This is a genomic window from Acidovorax sp. A79, from assembly GCF_041154505.1.
Classification (GTDB): domain Bacteria; phylum Pseudomonadota; class Gammaproteobacteria; order Burkholderiales; family Burkholderiaceae_C; genus Acidovorax.
This window is the reverse complement of the sequence record NZ_AP028672.1, coordinates 821279-839978: the sequence shown is the minus strand read 5'-3', so window position 1 is coordinate 839978 and position 18700 is coordinate 821279. Positions and strand designations below refer to the sequence as shown.

Genomic DNA, 18700 nt, shown 5'->3' with positions numbered 1-18700 from the left:
GCCGGTCCACCGGAGGCGTCCCCCCCGGGGGGAAGACGCCGAAGGCGGCTCAGGAGGGCTCAAAACTTGGCGCGGTAATACAGCATCGGACCGCCCTTGCGCGCCCGCAGCACCAGGCGCGATCCGCCCTGCAGCTGCACGCCGATGGCGCCAAACTCGGGCACCAGCCCCCGGGTGCGGGAGGAGGCCCATTGCACCTCCACCCGGGTTCCATACGTCGGCGGCTGCGACTGCCAGATCATGCCCATCGCGTCCTGGGGCTGGCCTGCCGGGAGAGGCCGTGTCCAGGCGGAAATGTCCAGATGGCGCCCGCTGTCCAGGCGGGACCGCCAGCGAACCCCGAGGTCCAGGCTGGCGGGGGGCAGGGCGCCGCCCGCCAGGGGGGCGCCAGCGGCCGAGGGCGCCGGCGCGCTCATGCCCAGCGACAGCCCGAATCGGCCCCCGCTATCGGACGTTTCGGGCGTAAGCCAGCGCGTCACGCCGATGTGCTGCGTGCTGTTGAAGCTGCTGCCCGGCTGGGCCGCTCCCGAGGTAGCCCATGGCGGGGCCGTCTCGCCCATGCTGGGCAGCTCGACGCTGTGGACCTCGTACACGGCGGAAAGGCGGGCCGTTTCCTGCTCCAGGCTGGCCCGCGCCTCGTCGGCGAACTGGGAGTCGGCTCCCCAGGCCGCGCCCGCGACGGCCAGGCACAGCCAGCCTACCACCGGGCGCGCCGGCAGCATGCGGGCCAGGGCTTGCGGCCGGCGCGCACGCGCCGGCAAGGCGCGCCGGTAACGGAAGGAAAAAATCACTTGCGCAGTCAGGGGGGTTGACATGGCGGCACCCGATGAAAAGAAAGGATGAAGCGATGCAACAAAGTGTGCGCCTGCCGCCCGGGGCGGCGCAATCCCGAAAGCCGCAAAACAGCGTGGGAAAGGACTGACATGCGCTCGCGCCGCGTGCCTGTGCGCGCTGGAGGCAGCCAGCACATGCCACGAAGGCGAACGGGGTGGGGGAGGGGATGCGCGACAACACCGCGCCAGGAATGCCGCTCGCGGGCACGCCGCGCAGGCAACAAAAGAGAAGTTGACGAGCCTTACCCCCGGCACTGACTCCACAGTTAGGGCTGCTTGGTTCCCCACCTGACCCGGTTGGCCGCTTCACCATGCGGGGAGGCCCGTCAGGATGGGATTCTACCTCCTGAACAGGACGCCATTTTTTACTCCTCTCGAATGGCCTGCAATTGCAAAGGGCGACGACGCCAGCGCGGCGTTGCCCACGCCAGGGGCGGCCCCTGGGCGGCGTGTCTGGCGTGGGCGCGCGAGCCGGTATCGGGCGGCGCAGGGCTTTCGCGGATGGCGGGCCGCGGCACCCAGACCCGGTACGCCATGGGCCCTAGAATCACCCCCCATGTCCTATCTCGTGCTCGCCCGCAAGTACCGCCCCCGCAATTTCACCGAAATGGTGGGGCAGGAGCACGTGGTGCAGGCCCTGACCAATGCGCTCACCCAGCAGCGGCTGCACCATGCCTACCTGTTCACCGGGACGCGGGGCGTGGGCAAGACGACGGTGTCGCGCATCCTGGCCAAGTCGCTCAACTGCCAGGGGCCCGATGGGCAGGGCGGCATCACCGCCACGCCGTGTGGCGTGTGCGCGGCCTGCACCGATATCGACAGTGGCCGGTTTCCGGACTACACCGAGCTCGACGCGGCCTCCAACCGGGGCGTGGACGAGGTGCAGAGCCTGCTGGAACAGGCCGTCTACAAGCCGGTGCAGGGCCGCTTCAAGGTCTTCATGATCGACGAAGTGCACATGCTCACGAACACGGCGTTCAACGCCATGCTCAAGACGCTGGAAGAGCCGCCCGAGTACCTCAAGTTCGTGCTCGCCACGACCGACCCGCAGAAGGTGCCGGTCACCGTCCTTTCGCGCTGCCTGCAGTTCAACCTGCGCCCCATGGCGCCGGAGACCGTGCTGTCGCACCTCACGCAGGTGCTGGCGTCGGAGAACGTGCCGGCCGAGCCCCCGGCGCTGCGCCTGCTCTCGCGCGCGGCGCGTGGCTCCATGCGCGATGCGCTGTCGCTCACCGACCAGGCCATCGCCTTTGGCAGCGGCCAGCTGCAGGAGGCCGCCGTGCGCCAGATGCTGGGCGCGGTGGACCGCTCCTACGTGTTTCGCCTCATCGACGCGCTGGCCCGTGGCGATGGCAAGACGGTGGTGGAAACCTCGGACACGCTGCGCCTCAATGGCCTGTCTGCCGCTTCCACGCTGGAAGAGATGAGCGCCGTGCTGCAGCGCATGGCCGTGTTCCAGGCCGTGCCGCAGATGGCGGCTGCCGTGGATGCCGACGACCCCGAGGCGGTGGAAACGGCCCGGCTTGCCGGCCTGATGCCCGCCGACGAAACCCAGCTGCTCTACAGCCTGTGCCTGCACGGGCGCGGCGAACTGGGCCTGGCGCCCGATGAGTATGCGGCGCTGACCATGGTGCTGCTGCGCTTGCTGGCGTTCAAGCCTTCGGGCGAAACGGCTGAAAAAAAAACTCTGACGCGGCCTGAAGCGGCGTCTTCTGGCCCGCCACCGGCGGTTTCCGCGGTGCCCGCGGCGGCGGATGCCGCCATGCCGGCACCCGTGGTTCCCCCGGCCCTGGCCGCCGCGCCACCTCCCCAGGTGCCGGCGGCTTCGCCGGAGCCCGCCGTGGCCCCGGCGTTGGCGCAAGACGCCCCTTCACCAGAATCCGCCGATGCCTCCGAGCCACCTCCCTGGCCGGGCTCGGACGAGCCGGGCGCCGCGGCGCCTGCCCCCTCGGCCGCCACCGCGCTGCCGGTGCGCACGTCCGATCGGTTTGAGCGAAATCGGCCCCCAGCGCAGTCCCCGCATGCGCAGGGTGCTCCTGAATTCGTAGCGATTCCGGTGCGCGAGACGCCCGAACCCGGGGAGCGGCTGCAACCGCTGCCGCTTTCGGCCCCCGCGCCTGTTTCCGCGCGCTACACGCCCACCGAGGAGGGCGATGTCTGGCATGCCACCGTGCAGCAGATGGTGGCGGCGGAATCGATCACCGCGCTGGTGCGTGAGCTGGCCCTGCAGTCGCAGCTGGTGGCGCGCGACGGTGGCCACTGGCTGCTGCGCGTGGAGCGCGAGTCGCTCAATCAGCCCACCGCCCGCGAGCGCCTGCGCACCGCGCTGGAGGCCGCGGGGCACGCCACCCAGATCAGTGTGGAGGTGGGCAATGTCATCGACAGCCCGGCCCGCCGCAATGCGGCCGCCGCTGCCGAGCGCCAGCGCCGCGCCGAAGAGATCGTGAACAACGACCCCTATGTGCAATCGCTGATGCGCGACTACGGCGCGAGAATCGTGCCGGGCAGCATCAAGCCTGCGTGAGATGAAGCTCCCCCTGAGTCGCCTTCGGCGCCTTCCCCCTCTCTCGCTTCGCGGGAGGCGGACGCACTCGGTGGCCTGGCACGGCCAGCTCCACGAGTGCACTGGATTGGGGTGTGCCAGTTTCGACGGCCGCTGACATTGCACAGCACAATACCGTGCATCTCGGATACCGAATCTCTGTCCCTTCGTGGGAATCGATCAACCAGAAAGAAGCAAAGGAAACACACCATGTTCAACAAAGGACAACTCGCCGGTCTCATGAAGCAAGCCCAGGCGATGCAGGACAACCTCAAGAAGGCGCAGGACGAGCTGGCCTTCATCGAGGTGGAAGGTGAATCGGGTGCCGGCCTGGTGAAGGTGCTGATGACCTGCAAGCACGACGTCAAGCGCATCACCATCGACCCGAGCCTGCTGGCCGAAGACAAGGACATGCTCGAAGACCTGGTGGCTGCGGCGTTCAATGCGGCGGTGCGCAAGGCAGAGGAGACTTCGGCGGAGAAGATGGGCAAGCTGACGCAAGGCATGCCAGGCCTCCCCGGCGGCATGAAATTCCCCTTCTGAGGCTGGCTGCCGAGCGGGGCGGGCCATCTGCGTCGTTGGGCGGTGCTCGCAAGCCTCACGTACAGGAAGTACGCTGCGGTTCCTGCGCTCCGGCCGCCTGGCAGCTGATCCCGCTCGCTACGCCCTTGAGGGCGGAGTTTTTGAAAACCAATACCTGCATGTCTGCTTCCGATTCCCTTGATGTCTTGATCCAGGCGCTGCGCCGGTTGCCGGGGGTGGGAGTGAAGTCTGCGCAGCGCATGGCGTTCCATCTGCTGCAGCATGACCGGGAGGGGGCGCTGGCGCTGTCGCGGGCGCTGGGCGAGGCGGTGGGCACCGTGCACCATTGCGCGCGCTGCCACACGTTCACCGAGGCCGAGGTGTGCGGCACCTGCCTGGACCCTGCGCGCGACGCCACGCGGCTGTGCGTGGTGGAGACGCCGGCCGACCAGGCGGCGCTGGAGCGCACGGGGGCGTTCAAGGGGCTGTACTTCGTGCTCATGGGGCGCCTGAGCCCGCTCGACGGCATCGGCCCCAAGGAGATCGGCCTGCAGAAACTCATGGGCCGCGCCACCGATGGCACGGTGCAGGAGGTCATCCTGGCGACCAATTTCAATGCCGAAGGCGAGGCCACGGCCCATGTGATCAGCGAGGCGCTCAAGAGCCGGGGGCTGCACGTGACGCGGCTGGCGCGCGGCGTGCCCGTGGGCAGCGAACTGGAATATGTGGACCTGGGCACGATTGCGCATGCGCTGGTGGACCGCCGCTAGGCCCTGCGTGGAAAAAGGGCGCCACGGCGGCTAGAATACTCACAATTTAATAGCTGCCAGCGCTTATCTATAAAGCGCTGGGGCCCGAAAAGGCTTGAAAATGAATACCACCATGCATGTCGCACGGTTCACAGTGGCCTACTGGTGCGTGCTGATCGCGGCACTGCTTCCCATCGCCTGTGCCTGGCTGGCCAAGAGCGGCAGCTTCGGCAAGCCGCGCAAGGACGGGGGCTTCGACAACCGGGACCCCCGCGCCTGGATGGCCCGTCAGACCGACTGGCGGGCCCGCGCCAATGCGGCGCAGGCCAACAGCTTCGAGGCACTGCCGTTCTTCATCGGCGCCGTGATCATTGCGCACCTGCTGGGGGCGGGGCAGACATTGCTGGACATCCTGGCATTTTTGTATGTCATGTTGCGCATCTTCTACATCATGATGTACGTTTCCGACATGCCCACCGTGCGCAGCGCGATCTGGGCCGGGGCGTTTCTGGTCAACATCGCCATCCTGTTCGTCGGCTACCGCTGACCCGCGCCGCGCCTGGCTTGCAAAGGGCCAGGACGGCCGGTTCGCCCGGGGCCGGCGCCCCTGTTTTTCGACCCTGGTACGTAGAAACCCGCTGGGAATCCCCCTGATGCGGGCTGGCCCGCTCTGCGGCACGATTGTTGCAATGCAGCATCGATACTTTTCCGGATTGCCATGACCCGCCCCTTGCTCACCCGCCGCGCCTTTGGTGCCGTGTCCGCCCTGTCGGCGGCCGCGGTGTTCGCGCCGGCTGCCGTGCGGGCACAGGCTGAAGGCGCGGCACTGGGCAATGTCACGATCGCCGTGGGCGGGCAGGGCGTGCTCTACCACCTGCCGCTGGCGCTCGCTGTCCAGCTGGGCTATTTCCGCGCCGAGGGGCTGGACGTGACGGTGCGCGATTTCTCGGCCGGCGCGCTGGCGCTGCAGGCGGTGCAGGAGGGCGCGGCCGATGTCTGTGCCGGCGCCTTCGAGCACACCATCCGCCAGCAGGTGCGGGGCCAGGCGTTCCGGTCGCTGGTGGTGCAGGGGCGCGCGCCCCAGCTGGCACTGGGGGTCTCGCTGCGGTCGCTGCCGGCCTACAAGGATCTCGGCGACCTGCAGGGGCGGCGCATCGGGGTGTCGTCCGCGGGGTCGTCCACGCACCTGGCGGCCAGCCTGGTGCTGGCGCGCGCGGGCCTGGGCCCGCGCGATGTGGCCTTTGTCGGCGTGGGCTCCGGCATGGCCGCGATGAATGCGCTGCGCTCCGGCCAGGTGCATGCGCTGTGCCATGCCGACCCGATCATGACGCTGCTGGAGCAGAAGGCGGACACCCGCATCACGGCCGACATGCGCTCGCTCAAGGCCGCGCAGGAGATGTTCGGCGGCGCGATGCCCGCCAGCTGCCTCTACGCGCCGCAGGCCTTCCTGCAAAAGAACGCCGCCCAGGCCCAGGCGCTGGCCAACGGCATCGTGCACGCCCTCAAGTGGCTGCAGACCGCGGCCCCTGCCGACCTTGTCAAGGCCGTGCCCGCGGGCTACCTGATGGGCGACCGGGGGCTGTACCTGGCCGCCTTCAGCCGCGTGCGGGAAACCTACTCGCCCAACGGGGTGATGCCCGACGACGGCGCGGCCACGGCGCTGCGCGTGCTGGCGCGCGTGCACCCCGAGCTGGGGGATTTCAAGGTGGAGCTGGCGCGCACCTACACCAACGACTTCGTGCGCAAGGCGCGCCAGAAATTCAGCGTCTGAACGTGCGGCGGCGCCTCTCGGAGGCGCTTTGCGGCGGCCGTTGCCGTGGGGCGGGGGCCGGGCGCTGGAGACATGAAGTGAGGCCGCCCATTCCGTGTGGCGCCTGCGGCATCCGGGTCGGGAAGATGGCTTACATTCGTCGGCGTCCGGTTGGCCGTAGCCTCGGCATACCACTCACCCCTCCACCAAGGATCGCTCCATGACGTTCACCCTCAGCATCGGCCCGCTTGTCTCCCTGATCGCGGGCATCCTCATCCTGGTCATGCCCCGCCTGCTCAGCACCATCGTGGCGCTGTACCTCATCATCATGGGCATCCTGGGGCTGCTGGGCATGCACACGCTGAAGTTCTGAGGCGGGCGGGCGCCTCTGTCCGCGCTGCCCTTTCAGGGGCTTTTCAGCGGCGCTTGACCTTGGAGGGCGTGCCGCCCCGGCGCGACGGCGCGGCCGCCGGCCGCTTGGCGGCGGTGCCCGCCCGCGCCACCGTGCCCCGTGCCTGGCTGGCCTGCCGCACCGGCAGATACACCACGACCTGCTGGCCTGCCTTGAAGGCGGCCGTCGCGCGCACATCGTTCCAGTCCGCGACACTGGCCGCCGCGAGCTTGTAGCGGCGGGCGATGCTCGCCACGGTTTCGCCCTTGCCCGCCCGCACGGTGGTGCGGCGGGTGACGATCTCCGGCGAGAAAGCGACCTGCCCGTTGTCCGCCAGGTGGGACGACACGTCCTGGCGGATGGCCGACGAGCGCGGAACCATGAGGGCCGAGCCCGCCTTGATCAGCATGCGGGGCGGTATGTTGTTGACGCTGCGCAGGTCGTTCTCGCTCATGCCCGCGCGCTGCGCCGCTTCGGCCACCGTCATGGTGGAGGGCACGGACCACACGGTCCAGCTGGCGTACTGCCCTTCGCGGCGCGCTTCGAGGTTGCGCTGGAACACCTTGGCGTTGTCCCAGGGCAGCAGGATCTGCGGCGTGCCGGCCGCCAGGATCACCGGCTTGTTGAAGGAGGGGTTCAGCGCCCGGAAGTCCTCCTCGCGCACGCCCGCCAGCGTGGCCACCAGGGCCACGTCGATGTCGTGGGTGATGTCCACCGTCTGGAAGTAGGGGTGGTTCTCGATGAGCGGCAACTCGGTGCGGAAGGCCTCGGGGTGGGCAACGATGTTCTTGACGGCCTGCAGCTTGGGCACGTACATGCGGGTTTCGGCCGGCATGTTGAGGTCGGTGTACGTGGTGCCCAGCCCCTGCTTCTGGTTGCGGGCGATGGCCCGGCCCACGCTGCCCTCGCCCCAGTTGTAGGCGGCCAGGGCCAGGTGCCAGTCGCCGAACATGCCATGGAGCTTTTGCAGGTAGTCGAGCGCGGCGCGCGTGGAGGCGAGCACATCGCGGCGGTCATCGCGGAATGCGTTCTGCTTGAGATCGAAGTAGTTGCCCGTGGCGGGCATGAACTGCCACATGCCGGCCGCCTTGGCGCTGGAGACGGCCTGGGGGTTGAACGCGCTCTCGATGTAGGGCAGCAGGGCCAGCTCGGTGGGCATGCCGCGCCGCTCCAGCTCCTCGACGATGTGGAACAGGTACTTGCTCGAACGCTCTGTCATGCGCTGCATGTAGTCGGGGCGCGTGGCGTACCACTGCTCGCGGTCCTGCACCAGTTCGTGCTGCAGGTCGGGCATCGCGAAGCCCCGGCGGATACGGTCCCACAGGTCGGCGGGGGTGGAGAGCGATGCGACCTCGCCGCTGGCCGCCTGCGCCGCCGTGATGGGGCGCAGCGGTCCGTTGGGAATGACGGGGGTGTGGGAGGCGGTGCGGGGCGCAGCGCCGGTGGAGGATGAAGGGGCGGTGCCGGCTGCGCTGTCCTGCGATGGCGCGGTGGTGGCGCAGCCCGTGAGCCAGAGCGCGCAGGCCAGGCAGGCGATGTGCAAAATTTTCATCGAAACTCGTTTTTCCATTGGCGCAGCGCGGCCAGTACCGCCACTGCATCGTCTTGATTCACCTGCGCGTCGTAGCCTCGGGCGGCATGGGCCACCGCGGGCTGGCGCACACGCAGGAAGGGGTTGATGTCTCGCTCCAGGGCCATGCGCGAAGGCAGCGTGGGCTGGTGGCGTGCCCGCAGCGCCTCGCACTGGCTGCTGTAGTGGAGCAGCGCATCGTTGCCGGGTTCCACGGCCCGTGCGAATTTCAGGTTGGACAGGGTGTACTCGTGCGTGCAGCACACGCGGGTGTTGCCGGGCAAGGCCGCCAGCTGGTCCAGGGAGTCCAGCATCTGGGCCGGCGTGCCCTCGAACAGCCGGCCGCAGCCGCCGGAAAAAAGCGTGTCGCCGCAGAACAGCAGGGGCTCACCGTCGATGCGGCGGCAGTAGTAGGCGATGTGGCCGGCGGTGTGGCCCGGAACGTCGATGACCTCGAAGCGCAGCCCCAGCGCGTCCACCGTATCGCCCTGCGCGAGGCGGTGCAGGGGCCCGGGGATCTGCTCCCGCGCGGGGCCATACACCGTGGCGCCGGTGGCGTCGCGCACGGCATCGACGCCACCGACATGATCGGCGTGGTGGTGCGTGACTAGAATGGCCTGCAACTGCAGGTCCAGTTGCTGCAGTGCCTGCAGCACGGGCGCGGAATCCCCCGGGTCGACGACGAGCGCCTGGCGGCCGTTGTGCAGCATCCAGATGTAGTTGTCGGTAAAGGCGGGCAGCGGCAGCAAGTTCATGAGCGATCAAATTATAGGTTTGCACCACTGGTTCGATTCCCCGCCGGGCCGGTACCTGCTGGCGTGGGAGCAGGCGCGCTTCGACGAGGCGGTGGCGGATATTTTTGGATACCACAGCCTGCAGCTTGGCATGCCCCTGCTTGACGGCCTGCGCGCCAACCGCATGCCGCACCAGTGGCTGGCCCTGGGCCAGGAGGGCGTCCAGGGCTCCCTGGGCTTTCTGGAGGCGGGCAGTGGCGTGGACGCACCCCTGCAGTGCCGCATGGTCAACCTGCTCGCCGAGCCCGTGGCCCTGCCGTTCGCGCAGGCCAGCCTGGACCTGCTGGTCCTGCCCCATACGCTGGAGCTGAGTGTCGACCCCCACGCCGCCCTGCGCGAGGTGGAGCGGGTGCTGGTGCCCGAGGGCCGCGTGGTCATCAGCGGGCTGAACCCCACGAGCCTGTGGGGGCTGCGCCAGTGGCGCGCACGCATGTACCAGCGCATGGGCAATGGCACGCTGTACCTGCCCGACGTGGGCGAGTTCATTGGCTACCGGCGGTTGCGCGACTGGCTCAGGCTTTTGAGTTTCGAGGTCGAATCCGCCCGTTTTGGCTGTTATCGTCCAGCGGTGCGCACCACCCGGTGGCTGGAGCGCTTTGGCTTCATGGATGGGCTGGGTGAGAAATGGTGGCCCATTTTTGGCGCCGCCTATTTCATCGTGGCGGTCAAGCGGGTGCATGGCATGCGCTTGCTGGAGCCCGCCTGGCGCACCAGCCGCCAGCGGTCCGCCGCCACGGTGCCCATCGCCAACCGCGCACACGCGGCGGGTACGCCCGCGCGCACCTCCCGGGCCATCACGGCCGCCGAAAGAGACAGGAACACAGTTTGAACCAGGTAGAGATATACACAGATGGCGCCTGCAAGGGCAACCCGGGTCCGGGGGGATGGGGCGCCGTGCTCCGTTCCGGCCCGACGGAGAAGGAGATTTTTGGCGGCGAGCTGGGCACCACCAACAACCGCATGGAGCTGTTGGCCGTGATCGAGGCGCTCTCCGCCTTGAAGCGGCCCTGCGCCGTGACGCTGTACCTGGACAGCGAATATGTGCGCAAGGGCATCACCGAATGGATTCATGGCTGGAAGGCCCGGGGCTGGCGCACCGCCTCCAAGCAGCCCGTCAAGAACGTCGAGCTGTGGCAGCGCCTGGATGCGCTGGTGAGCACAGGCGGGCATCGCATCGAGTGGCGATGGGTGAAGGGGCATTCTGGCGATCCGGGCAACGAGCGCGCGGACGCGCTGGCCAACCGCGGCGTGGACAAGGCCCTGGGCCGCGCGTGACGGCGCTCTTCGCCAGCCAAGGCTCCTTCGGGAGCCTTTTTTGTGCGCGCCTTGTGTAAAGCCTGCGTAAAACTGCCGCAATTGACCTTGGGGTCAAGCCGCGAGTTGCTGCAGGTCAAGACACGCACTGATACATTCTTTGGTTGCGCTTTCCCACTTCACCCGGTTTCATTGATCCATGGCGTCCAAGCACAGATACATCGTTTTCGCCGTCATCGGCATCGCTGCAGCCTCCGGTGCCGCATGGTGGCTGCAGAAGAAATCCGTGCAGGCCCCGCGCACCGAGGCGGCCCTGGCCGGCGGTGGCAATGGCGCACCCGCCCGGGGCGGCGCCCCGGGTGGGGCCGGCCGGCCGGTGGCGGTCGAGGCGGTGGCCGTCCGGCAGATGGCCATGCGCGATGACGCCGAGGCCGTGGGCAGCCTGCGTTCGCGCCAGAGCGTGGTGCTGCGCCCCGAGGTGAGCGGGCGCATCACCCAGCTCAATTTCCGGGACGGCGAGCGCGTGCGGCGCGGGCAGGTGCTGGTGCAGTTCGACGACCAGTTGCCGCGTGCCCAGGTCCAGCAGGGCCAGGCCGAACTGTCGATTGCCCGGGCCAACCACAAGCGCAACCAGGAGCTCGTGGCCCAGGGCTTCATCAGCCAGCGGTCCGTGGACGAAAGCGCCGCGAACCTGGAGGTGGCCCAGGCCAAGCTCTCCCTGGCGCAGGCCACGGCCTCGCGCCTGAAGATCGTGGCGCCGTTCGACGGCATTGCGGGCATCCGGGGCGTGAACGTGGGCGACTACCTCAAGGATGGCGCCGACATCGTCAACGTGGAAGATCTGGATGCCGTGTACGTGGACTTCCGCCTGCCCGAGCGCCTGCAAGGCAAGATCCGCACGGGCCAGACCGCCCAGGTGGCGTTCGACGCGCTGCCGGGCGTGCGCTATGCCGCCGTGGTGCAGGCCATCAACCCCCAGATCGATGCCGACGGCCGTGCCGTGGCGGTGCGCGGATGCATCGACAACCGCCGCCTGCAGCTGCGCCCTGGCATGTTTGCCCGGGTGACGGCGGTGTTTTCGGAGCGCGCCGACGCCCGGGTCATCCCGGAAGAGGCTGTCGTGCCGGACGGCACCAGCCCCTACGTGCTCAGGATCGTCGAGGGCAAGGAGCCCGGCAGCCGGGTCACGCGGCGCACGCCGGTCAAGCTGGGCGTGCGCACGCCGGGGTTTGTGGAAGTGGTGGACGGCCTTGCCACGGGTGACCTGGTGGTGACCGCAGGGCAGCAGCGCATCCAGAAGGACGGCACCGTGGTGCGCGTGGTGGAACTGGGCAAGCCGGCCACCGGCGCGGCGCAGCCCGCTTCGGCGGCGCCCGCGGCGCTGGCCGATGCCCCGGCACCGGGCGCGGCCGGCTCCGTGCCTGTGGCCGCGGCGCCTTCGCCGGCCCTGGTGGCCCCGCTGCCCGGGGCCAGCCCCTGCCAGCTTGCGGGCGCATCCGGCAAGGCGGTGCCATCCGGCCCGCGCCCCGCGCGCGATCGATGAAGCACCAGGACTGCCATGCAACTCGCTGAAATATCGATACGCCGGCCGGTCTTTGCGACCGTGCTGTCCCTGCTGGTGCTGCTGATCGGCGCCGTGAGCTTCACGCGCCTGTCGGTGCGCGAGTACCCCAAGATCGACGAGCCCGTGGTGACGGTGAGCGTGCGCTATGCGGGCGCCTCGGCGGAGGTGATCGAGTCGCAGGTCACCAAGCCGCTGGAGGATTCCATCGCCGGCATCGACGCGGTGGATGTGATCACCTCCATCAGCCGCCCCGAGCAGAGCCAGATCAGCGTGCGCTTCCGCCTGGAGAAGGACGCGGACAACGCGGCCGCCGAAGTGCGCGACCGCACGGCCCGTGTGCGCAACCGCCTGCCCGACGCGGTGGACGAGCCCGTGATCGCCAAGGTGGAGGCCGACGCCTCGCCCGTGATGTGGCTGGCCTTCAGCAGCGACACCCGCACGCCGCTGGAGATCAACGACCTCGTCAACCGCATCGTCAAGCCGCGCCTGCAGACGGTGACCGGCGTGGCCGACGTGCCCATCTATGGCGAGCGCAAGTACGCGATGCGGGTGTGGCTGGACCCCGAGCGCATGGCCGGCTACCGCCTGACCACGCAGGACGTGGAAGACGCCATCCGGCGCAACAACCTGGAGCTGCCCGCGGGGCGCATCGAGTCGCAGCAGCGCGAGTTCAGCGTGACATCGCAGACCGACCTGGCCACGCCCGGGCAGTTCGCCGAGGTGGTGATCCGCACCGTCAACGGCTTTCCGGTGCGCATCCGCGACGTGGCGCGCGTGGAGGAGGGTGCGGCCAGCGACCGCAGCCGCGTGCGCCTGAACGGGCGCGAGGCCATCTCGGTCGGCGTGATCCGGCAGGCCACGGCCAACCCGCTGGAGCTGTCGCAGGGCGTGCGCGCGATGATGCCCGTGCTCAAGGACGACCTGCCCTCGGACATCGTGATCGACGTGGCCAACGACAACTCGCTGTTCATCGACCGGTCCATCAAGAGCGTGTACTCCACCATCGCCGAAGCCGTGGTGCTCGTGGCGCTGGTGATCTTCGTGTTCCTGCGCACGCTGCGCGCGTCCATCATCCCCATCATCACCATCCCGGTGAGCCTGGTGGGCAGCTTCGCGCTCATGTCGCTGGCGGGCTTTTCCATTAACACGCTCACGCTGCTGGCGCTGGTGCTGGCCATCGGCCTGGTGGTGGACGACGCCATCGTGATGCTGGAGAACATCTACCGGCACATCGAGGAAGGCCTGGACCCGTTCTCCGCCGCCATCAAGGGCGCGCGCGAGATCGGCTTTGCCATCGTGGCCATGACGCTCACGCTGGTGGCCGTGTATGCGCCGCTGGCCTTCACGCCCGGCCGCACCGGGCGCCTGTTCGTGGAGTTTGCGCTGGCGCTGGCCGGCGCGGTGGTGGTGTCGGGCTTCGTGGCGCTCACGCTGTCGCCCATGATGTGTTCGCTCCTGCTCAAGCACAACCCCAAGCCCAACTGGTTCGACCGCTCCATGGAGCGCTGGCTCACGGCACTGTCGGACGCCTACGGCCGCCTGCTGCGCTGGATCGTGACGGCGCGCTGGGGCGGTCAGGGCGCGGGGCGCGGCGGCATTCGTGGCGCGGTCTTCCAGGCGCGCTGGATCGTGATCGCGGTCATGGCGGTCAGCGGCGCCGCGCTGGTGGTGGTGTACCCGAGCATGCGGCAGGAGCTCTCGCCGCTGGAAGACCGGGGCACGGTGCTCGTCAACGTCACCGCCCCCGACGGCGCCACGCTGGACTACACCAACCGCTACGCGCTGGAGCTGGAGAAGGTCGGCCGCGAGTACCCCGAGTTCGACCGCATCTTCGCCAACATCGGCAACCCCACCGTGGCGCAGGGCAGCGTGATCTACCGCACGGTGGACTGGGAAAACCGCAAGCGCACCACGCTGGAGCTTGCGCGCGAGCTCCAGCCCAAGGTGGGCAACCTGCCGGGCGTCAGCTCGTTCCTCATCACCCCGCCGTCGCTGGGCCAGGGGTTCCGGGCGCGCCCGCTCACCTATGTGATCCAGACCTCGGACAGCTACGAGAACCTCAACCAGGTGACCACCGCGTTCATGGCCGAGATCGCCCGGAACCCCGGCATCATCGGGCCCGACATCGACCTGCGCCTGAACAAGCCCGAGCTGCGCATCGAGGTGAACCGCGAGCGCGCGGCCGACCTGGGCGTGAGCGTGGACGTGGTGGCCAAGGCCATCGAGACCATGCTGGGCGGGCGCACGGTGACGCGCTACAAGCGCGATGCCGAGCAGTACGACGTGATCGTGCAGACGGCGGCCCGGGGCCGCACCACGCCCGAGAACATCGACACCATCTACGTGCGGGGACGCAACGATTCGATGATCCCGCTGTCCAGCCTGGTCAAGGTGCGCGAGAGCGTGAGCCCGCGCGAGCTCAACCACTTCGGGCAGCGCCGCTCGGCCACCATCACGGCCAACCTGTCGCCCGACTACTCGCTGGGCGAGGCGCTCAAGTTCATGGATGACACCGCCGCCAAGGTCATCCGGCCGGGCTACACCACGGATCTGAACGGCACGTCGCGCGAGTTCAAGAGCTCACAGGGCGCTTTGGGCATCGTGTTCGTGCTGGCGCTGGTGTTCATCTTCCTGGTGCTGGCGGCGCAGTTCGAGAGCTTCATCGACCCGCTGGTGATCATGGTCTCGGTGCCGCTGTCGATGATCGGGGCACTGCTGGCCCTCAAGTGGAGCGGGGGGTCGCTCAACGTGTATTCGCAGATCGGGCTGATCACGCTCGTGGGGCTGATCACCAAGCACGGGATCCTGATCGTCGAGTTCACCAACCAGCTGCGCGAGCAGGGCATGGAGATGGTGGACGCGCTGGTCAAGGCCTCGGCGCAGCGCCTGCGCCCCATCCTGATGACCACGGGCGCGATGGTGCTCGGCGCCATCCCGCTGGCGCTGGCCTCGGGCGCGGGGGCCGAGACGCGCACGCAGATCGGCTGGGTGATCGTGGGCGGCATGTCGCTGGGCACATTGCTCACCATCTTCGTGGTGCCCACCATGTACACGCTGTTCGCGCGCCGGGCCGTGCCGGGCGCGAACACGGCGGTGGCGGCCGAGGAGCCCGCGCATCCGCTGCACCCGCATGACTACGTGGCCAAGTAGCGCCCCTCCCGGTCCGGGGCGCCGGGCGCGTGCATGAGGAACGGATGAAAGGAAAGCCCCCTCGGGGCTTCTTTTCGTTCAGGGCGCCGGGGCGTGGTCAGGCCGGCCCCGCGCTCGCCTGCAACGCATCCAGCACCTCCTGCAGGGCCTGCGGCCGCACGAGGCGCGCCACTTCCTGCCCGTTCTTCAGGAACACCAGCGTCGGCCACAGCTTGACCCCAAAAGTGCGGCCCAGGCGCTGGCCGGGGCCGTCTTCCACCTTGATGTGCGCCACGTCCGCGCGGCCCTTGAGCGCCTGCTCGATGAGGGGCTGGGCCCGCTGGCAGTGGCCGCACCAGGGCGTGCCGAACTCGACGACGGCCGCGCCCGGCAGGCGGTCCACATCGTCGCGGGAGGGGGGCGTGGCAAGGTGCTGGGCGGCGTAGGTCATGGGCAGAGTCCACGGAGGGAAATAAAAATAAATGGAAGGCAGTGGGTTCCAGATTAGCGGGACAGGGGTGGACGGGTACCGGCCCGGTACCCGTGGCCGTGTCAGATCACGCCGTCAAAAAGCATCACATCCACCGTGTCGCCCACCGCCACATTGCCTTGGCCGTGGTGCAACACGATGAGCCCGTTGGCCTGCACCATGGAGCTGAGCACGCCCGAGCCCTGGTTGCCCGTGGTGCGCACCTGCAGCGTGCCGTCGGCGGCGGTGGTGACGGTGCCGCGCTGGTACTCGGTGCGGCCAGGTTTCTTGCGCAGGGCTTCGGTGCTGGTGGCGCGCACCAGGGGCGGGGCGGTGTGTGTGCTGCCCATCATGCGCAGCAGGGCGGGGCGCACGAAGGCCAGAAACGTCACCATCACGGCCACCGGGTTGCCGGGCAAGCCGAACAGCACCGCGCCGTTGTGGGATTGTTTGCTATTATTTGGGTAGCTATTGGCGCTTGCTGGATCAGCGCCAGAGGCTGTTTTTTCCTCAAATTCCGTGGCGGCGATGCTCCCTGCGGCCATGGGGCGGCCGGGCCGCATGGCGATGCGCCAGAAGGCCACGTCGCCCAGCTTTTTCATCATGGTGCGCGTGTGGTCGGCCTCGCCCACGCTCACACCGCCGCTGGTGATGATGGCGTCGGCGCGCTGTGCCGCGTTGCGAAAGGCCGCCTCCAGCAGCGCGGGCTCGTCGCGCACCACGCCCAGGTCGATCACCTCCACGCCCAGGCGGGTGAGCAGGCCGAAGACGGTGTAGCGGTTGCTGTCGTACACCGCGCCTTCGCGTGGGGCTTCGCCCAGGCTCAGGATCTCGTCGCCGGTCGAGAAATACGCCACGCGCAGGCGGCGGAACACCGTCACCGTGGGCAGGCCCAGGCTGGCCACCAGGCCCAGCGCGGCGGGTGCCAGCAGCGTGCCCTGGGCCAGCGCAACGCCGCCTTCCAGGAGGTCTTCGCCCTTGAAGCGGCGGTTGTCGCCGGTCTTGAGCACGTCGGCCGCGATGGTGATGTGGCCATCATCGGCTGCGGCCGTGGTGAACTCCTGCGGCACCACGGTGTCCAGGCCCGGGGGCATGATGGCGCCGGTCATGATCTTCACGCAATCGCCCGCCGCCACGGTGCCCACCCAGGCCTTGCCCGCCAGCGCCGTGCCCACCACCCGCAGCGTGAGGGGCTGCCCTGGGGTGAGCTGTGCGCCGGCGAACGCATAACCGTCCATCGCCGAGTTGTCGTGCGGGGGCACGCTGAGGGGCGAGACGACGTCCCGCGCCAGCACGCGGCCCAGGGCGTCGAAGAGGGGGAGCTCTTCGGTGGCGGTCACGGGCTCGACCAGCCGCTGCAGAAACGCGTTCACGTCGGCGGCGCTCAGGGCCTGCGGGTCGTAGCCTTGCAGTTCGGCGGCAATCTGGGCAATGGTTTTCATGGGTCTCAGTAGCTTTCAATCAGTCGTGCAGCACGCGCACCATGTGCAGCTTGTCGAAGCCCACGCCGTCCACCACGATGGCGTGGGGCAGCAGGCCCCAGGCGCGGAACCCGGCCTGCTCGTACAGGCGCACGACGTGCGTGTTGGAGGCGGTGACGGTCAGCACCAGCTGGGTCAGCCCGGGCACGCGGCTGGCGGCCTCCACACAGGCGGCCACCAGTTGCTGGCCGATGCCCTGGCGCTGCGCACGGGGTGCCACCATCATGCCCACCACCACGGCGCAGTGGCGCTGCTTGGCGCGCTGCTCGCGTTCACAGCCCAGGCAGCCGAGCAGCTGGCCCGTGGCATCGAAGGCCCCCAGGAAGAACTGGCCGGATTCCAGGGGGCCAAAGCGCGCCACGTACTCGCTGGCATCGCGGCCCACCGAGGATTCGTAGTCGGAGGTGAACGCATCCGGCGCCGTGCGCAGCGCCTCGTCGCGCAGGGCCTTGTAGGCCACGGCATCCGCGGCGGCCAAGGGGCGGATCTGTACGGAGCTGGTGGCCGGAAACGGGCGCGTGTTCATGGCGGTTGGGGGGCGCGTCAAGCCTGTGAGGCCTGTGGGGCCTGCGGTGTGCTGGTGCTCTCCAGCGCGTGCAGCTCGGCCAGCGTATTGGCGTTGAAGAAGGCCTTGGGGTCATCGCCCGGCTGGTCGAAGGGCACGATGGCGCAGTGGTGCTGGCCCGTCCAGGCGTCGATCTTGCGGCCGCCGGCCTGGGTGAAGGCGACCAGGCTTTCGAGCAGGTCCACGCGCAGCAGGCAGAACACCGGCTGGGTGCGCACGCTGGTGCGGCCCGTGCCATCGTCTTCGGGCGCTGCGGCCATGGCGATGTCGGCGTCCTGGGCGTCTGCCGCGGCCGCCAGGCGCTGGGCCAGGTCCAGCGGGAACAGCGGGGTGTCGCAGGGCACCGTCAGCAGCCAGGGTGTTTCGCAACGCTCCAGCCCCGTCAGAAAGCCCGCCAGCGGGCCGGCATAGTCGGCCAGCACATCGGGCCACACGGGGGCGCCAAACGCCTCGTAGGCCGCGAGGTTGCGGTTGGCATTGACCATGGTGGCGCCGGTCTGCATCTGCAGCCGCATCAGCGTGTGCAGCGCCAGCGGCAGGCCGCGAAAGTTCTGCAGGCCTTTGTCGACGCCGCCCATGCGGCTGCCGCGTCCGCCTGCGAGCACGAGGCCGGTGATGTCTTGGGTTTCGATCATGGGGGTGGGCGATGGGTGAAAAGCAGGGTGCTACAGCGGCTGCCGGGCACGCAGCGCGGTCAGTTGCAGGCACGAAAGGACGGCCGTGCAGGCCAGCAGGCCCAGGGACACGGGTTGCGCGAACGCCCCGTGCCCCAGCGCAAAGAACAGGCCGTGGATCGCCACGGTCAAGGCTCCCAGGCAGGGCATGAGCTTGTAGAAGGCCAGGGCCGAACGGCCGTCGCCCCGGGCGACCTGCGCCTGGGCATACAGCACCAGCGCAATGATGGGCAGGTTGAGCAGCAGGTTGACCTGGTTGCCGCCGGGAATGTGGAACAGCTCCCACTCATGCCAGTACGCGGCGTCGATCTGGTGCGTGACCAGGACGGTGGCATTGGCCAGGAACAGTGCGCGGTGCGTGGATTGAAGGAGCATGGGGTGGGTGTGGGCAAGAGGTGAAGGCCGCAGCCACC

Annotated in this window: 18 protein-coding genes and 1 other RNA gene; 10 read left to right on the top strand and 9 right to left on the bottom strand. The window is 68.9% G+C overall.

Annotation, left to right across the window (positions count from 1 at the left end; all coding sequences use genetic code 11):
* Window positions 1-59: 59 nt before the first annotated feature.
* On the bottom strand, window positions 60-815 hold the full coding sequence (locus ACAM51_RS03850; RefSeq protein WP_369642781.1) for a hypothetical protein: 756 nt from the start codon (window positions 813-815) through the stop codon (window positions 60-62).
* 249 nt (window positions 816-1064) lie between these two features.
* Window positions 1065-1161, bottom strand: an RNA gene (gene ffs, locus ACAM51_RS03845) — signal recognition particle sRNA small type.
* A 228-nt stretch (window positions 1162-1389) separates the two neighbouring features.
* Here ffs and dnaX point away from each other — a divergent pair.
* From dnaX to ACAM51_RS03815, 6 genes are all read left to right on the top strand, one after another.
* Window positions 1390-3357: a DNA polymerase III subunit gamma/tau gene (gene dnaX / locus ACAM51_RS03840; protein ID WP_369642780.1), complete on the top strand. Its 1968-nt coding sequence runs from the start codon at window positions 1390-1392 to the stop codon at window positions 3355-3357.
* A 228-nt stretch (window positions 3358-3585) separates the two neighbouring features.
* Window positions 3586-3918, top strand: a complete 333-nt coding sequence (locus ACAM51_RS03835) for a YbaB/EbfC family nucleoid-associated protein (RefSeq protein WP_010457931.1) — start codon at window positions 3586-3588, stop codon at window positions 3916-3918.
* Between the two features lie 158 nt (window positions 3919-4076).
* Window positions 4077-4667, top strand: coding sequence for a recombination mediator RecR (gene recR, locus ACAM51_RS03830; protein WP_369642779.1), 591 nt, complete (start codon window positions 4077-4079; stop codon window positions 4665-4667).
* A 100-nt stretch (window positions 4668-4767) separates the two neighbouring features.
* On the top strand, window positions 4768-5193 hold the full coding sequence (locus ACAM51_RS03825; protein ID WP_218297649.1) for an MAPEG family protein: 426 nt from the start codon (window positions 4768-4770) through the stop codon (window positions 5191-5193).
* A gap of 171 nt (window positions 5194-5364) precedes the next feature.
* Window positions 5365-6417, top strand: a complete 1053-nt coding sequence (locus ACAM51_RS03820) for an ABC transporter substrate-binding protein (RefSeq protein ID WP_218341610.1) — start codon at window positions 5365-5367, stop codon at window positions 6415-6417.
* Between the two features lie 199 nt (window positions 6418-6616).
* Entirely contained in the window at window positions 6617-6769 is a 153-nt protein-coding gene (locus ACAM51_RS03815) for a DUF3096 domain-containing protein (RefSeq protein WP_218297647.1), read from the top strand.
* A gap of 43 nt (window positions 6770-6812) precedes the next feature.
* Here ACAM51_RS03815 and ACAM51_RS03810 read toward each other — a convergent pair whose 3' ends face one another.
* Window positions 6813-8339, bottom strand: a complete 1527-nt coding sequence (locus ACAM51_RS03810) for a transglycosylase SLT domain-containing protein (protein WP_218297646.1) — start codon at window positions 8337-8339, stop codon at window positions 6813-6815.
* Window positions 8336-9112 (bottom strand): hydroxyacylglutathione hydrolase, encoded by a 777-nt coding sequence (gene gloB / locus ACAM51_RS03805; protein WP_369642778.1) that lies wholly within the window; start codon window positions 9110-9112, stop codon window positions 8336-8338. The genes ACAM51_RS03810 and gloB overlap by 4 nt, the downstream gene beginning before the upstream one ends.
* On the opposite strand from gloB, the gene ACAM51_RS03800 reads away from it, so the two are divergent.
* From ACAM51_RS03800 to ACAM51_RS03785, 4 genes are all read left to right on the top strand, one after another.
* The gene (locus ACAM51_RS03800; protein ID WP_218297644.1) at window positions 9111-9980 is read left to right on the top strand and encodes a class I SAM-dependent methyltransferase; all 870 of its coding nucleotides are present in this window, start codon (window positions 9111-9113) and stop codon (window positions 9978-9980) included. The two genes, gloB and ACAM51_RS03800, sit on opposite strands and share 2 nt — an antisense overlap.
* Window positions 9977-10426, top strand: coding sequence for a ribonuclease HI (gene rnhA / locus ACAM51_RS03795; protein WP_218297643.1), 450 nt, complete (start codon window positions 9977-9979; stop codon window positions 10424-10426). Before ACAM51_RS03800 ends, rnhA begins: the two co-directional genes overlap by 4 nt.
* 178 nt (window positions 10427-10604) lie before the next feature.
* Window positions 10605-11948 carry an efflux RND transporter periplasmic adaptor subunit gene (locus ACAM51_RS03790; protein WP_369642777.1) on the top strand — a complete coding sequence of 448 codons (1344 nt, stop codon included), beginning with the start codon at window positions 10605-10607 and terminating at the stop codon, window positions 11946-11948.
* A gap of 15 nt (window positions 11949-11963) precedes the next feature.
* The gene (locus tag ACAM51_RS03785; RefSeq protein WP_218297641.1) at window positions 11964-15119 is read left to right on the top strand and encodes an efflux RND transporter permease subunit; all 3156 of its coding nucleotides are present in this window, start codon (window positions 11964-11966) and stop codon (window positions 15117-15119) included.
* 97 nt (window positions 15120-15216) lie between these two features.
* Here the strand turns inward: ACAM51_RS03785 and ACAM51_RS03780 are convergent, their stop codons facing one another.
* From ACAM51_RS03780 to ACAM51_RS03760, 5 genes are all read right to left on the bottom strand, one after another.
* The gene (locus ACAM51_RS03780) at window positions 15217-15549 is read right to left on the bottom strand and encodes a thioredoxin family protein (RefSeq protein WP_369642776.1); all 333 of its coding nucleotides are present in this window, start codon (window positions 15547-15549) and stop codon (window positions 15217-15219) included.
* A 101-nt stretch (window positions 15550-15650) separates the two neighbouring features.
* Entirely contained in the window at window positions 15651-17009 is a 1359-nt protein-coding gene (locus ACAM51_RS03775; protein ID WP_369642775.1) for a molybdopterin molybdotransferase MoeA, read from the bottom strand.
* Window positions 17010-17028: 19 nt separating this feature from the next.
* Window positions 17029-17574, bottom strand: a complete 546-nt coding sequence (locus tag ACAM51_RS03770; RefSeq protein WP_218297638.1) for a GNAT family N-acetyltransferase — start codon at window positions 17572-17574, stop codon at window positions 17029-17031.
* A gap of 17 nt (window positions 17575-17591) precedes the next feature.
* Window positions 17592-18248: a molybdenum cofactor guanylyltransferase MobA gene (gene mobA, locus ACAM51_RS03765; RefSeq protein WP_218297637.1), complete on the bottom strand. Its 657-nt coding sequence runs from the start codon at window positions 18246-18248 to the stop codon at window positions 17592-17594.
* Window positions 18249-18278: 30 nt separating this feature from the next.
* Entirely contained in the window at window positions 18279-18662 is a 384-nt protein-coding gene (locus ACAM51_RS03760) for a DUF6713 family protein (protein WP_369642774.1), read from the bottom strand.
* Window positions 18663-18700 lie beyond the last annotated feature (38 nt).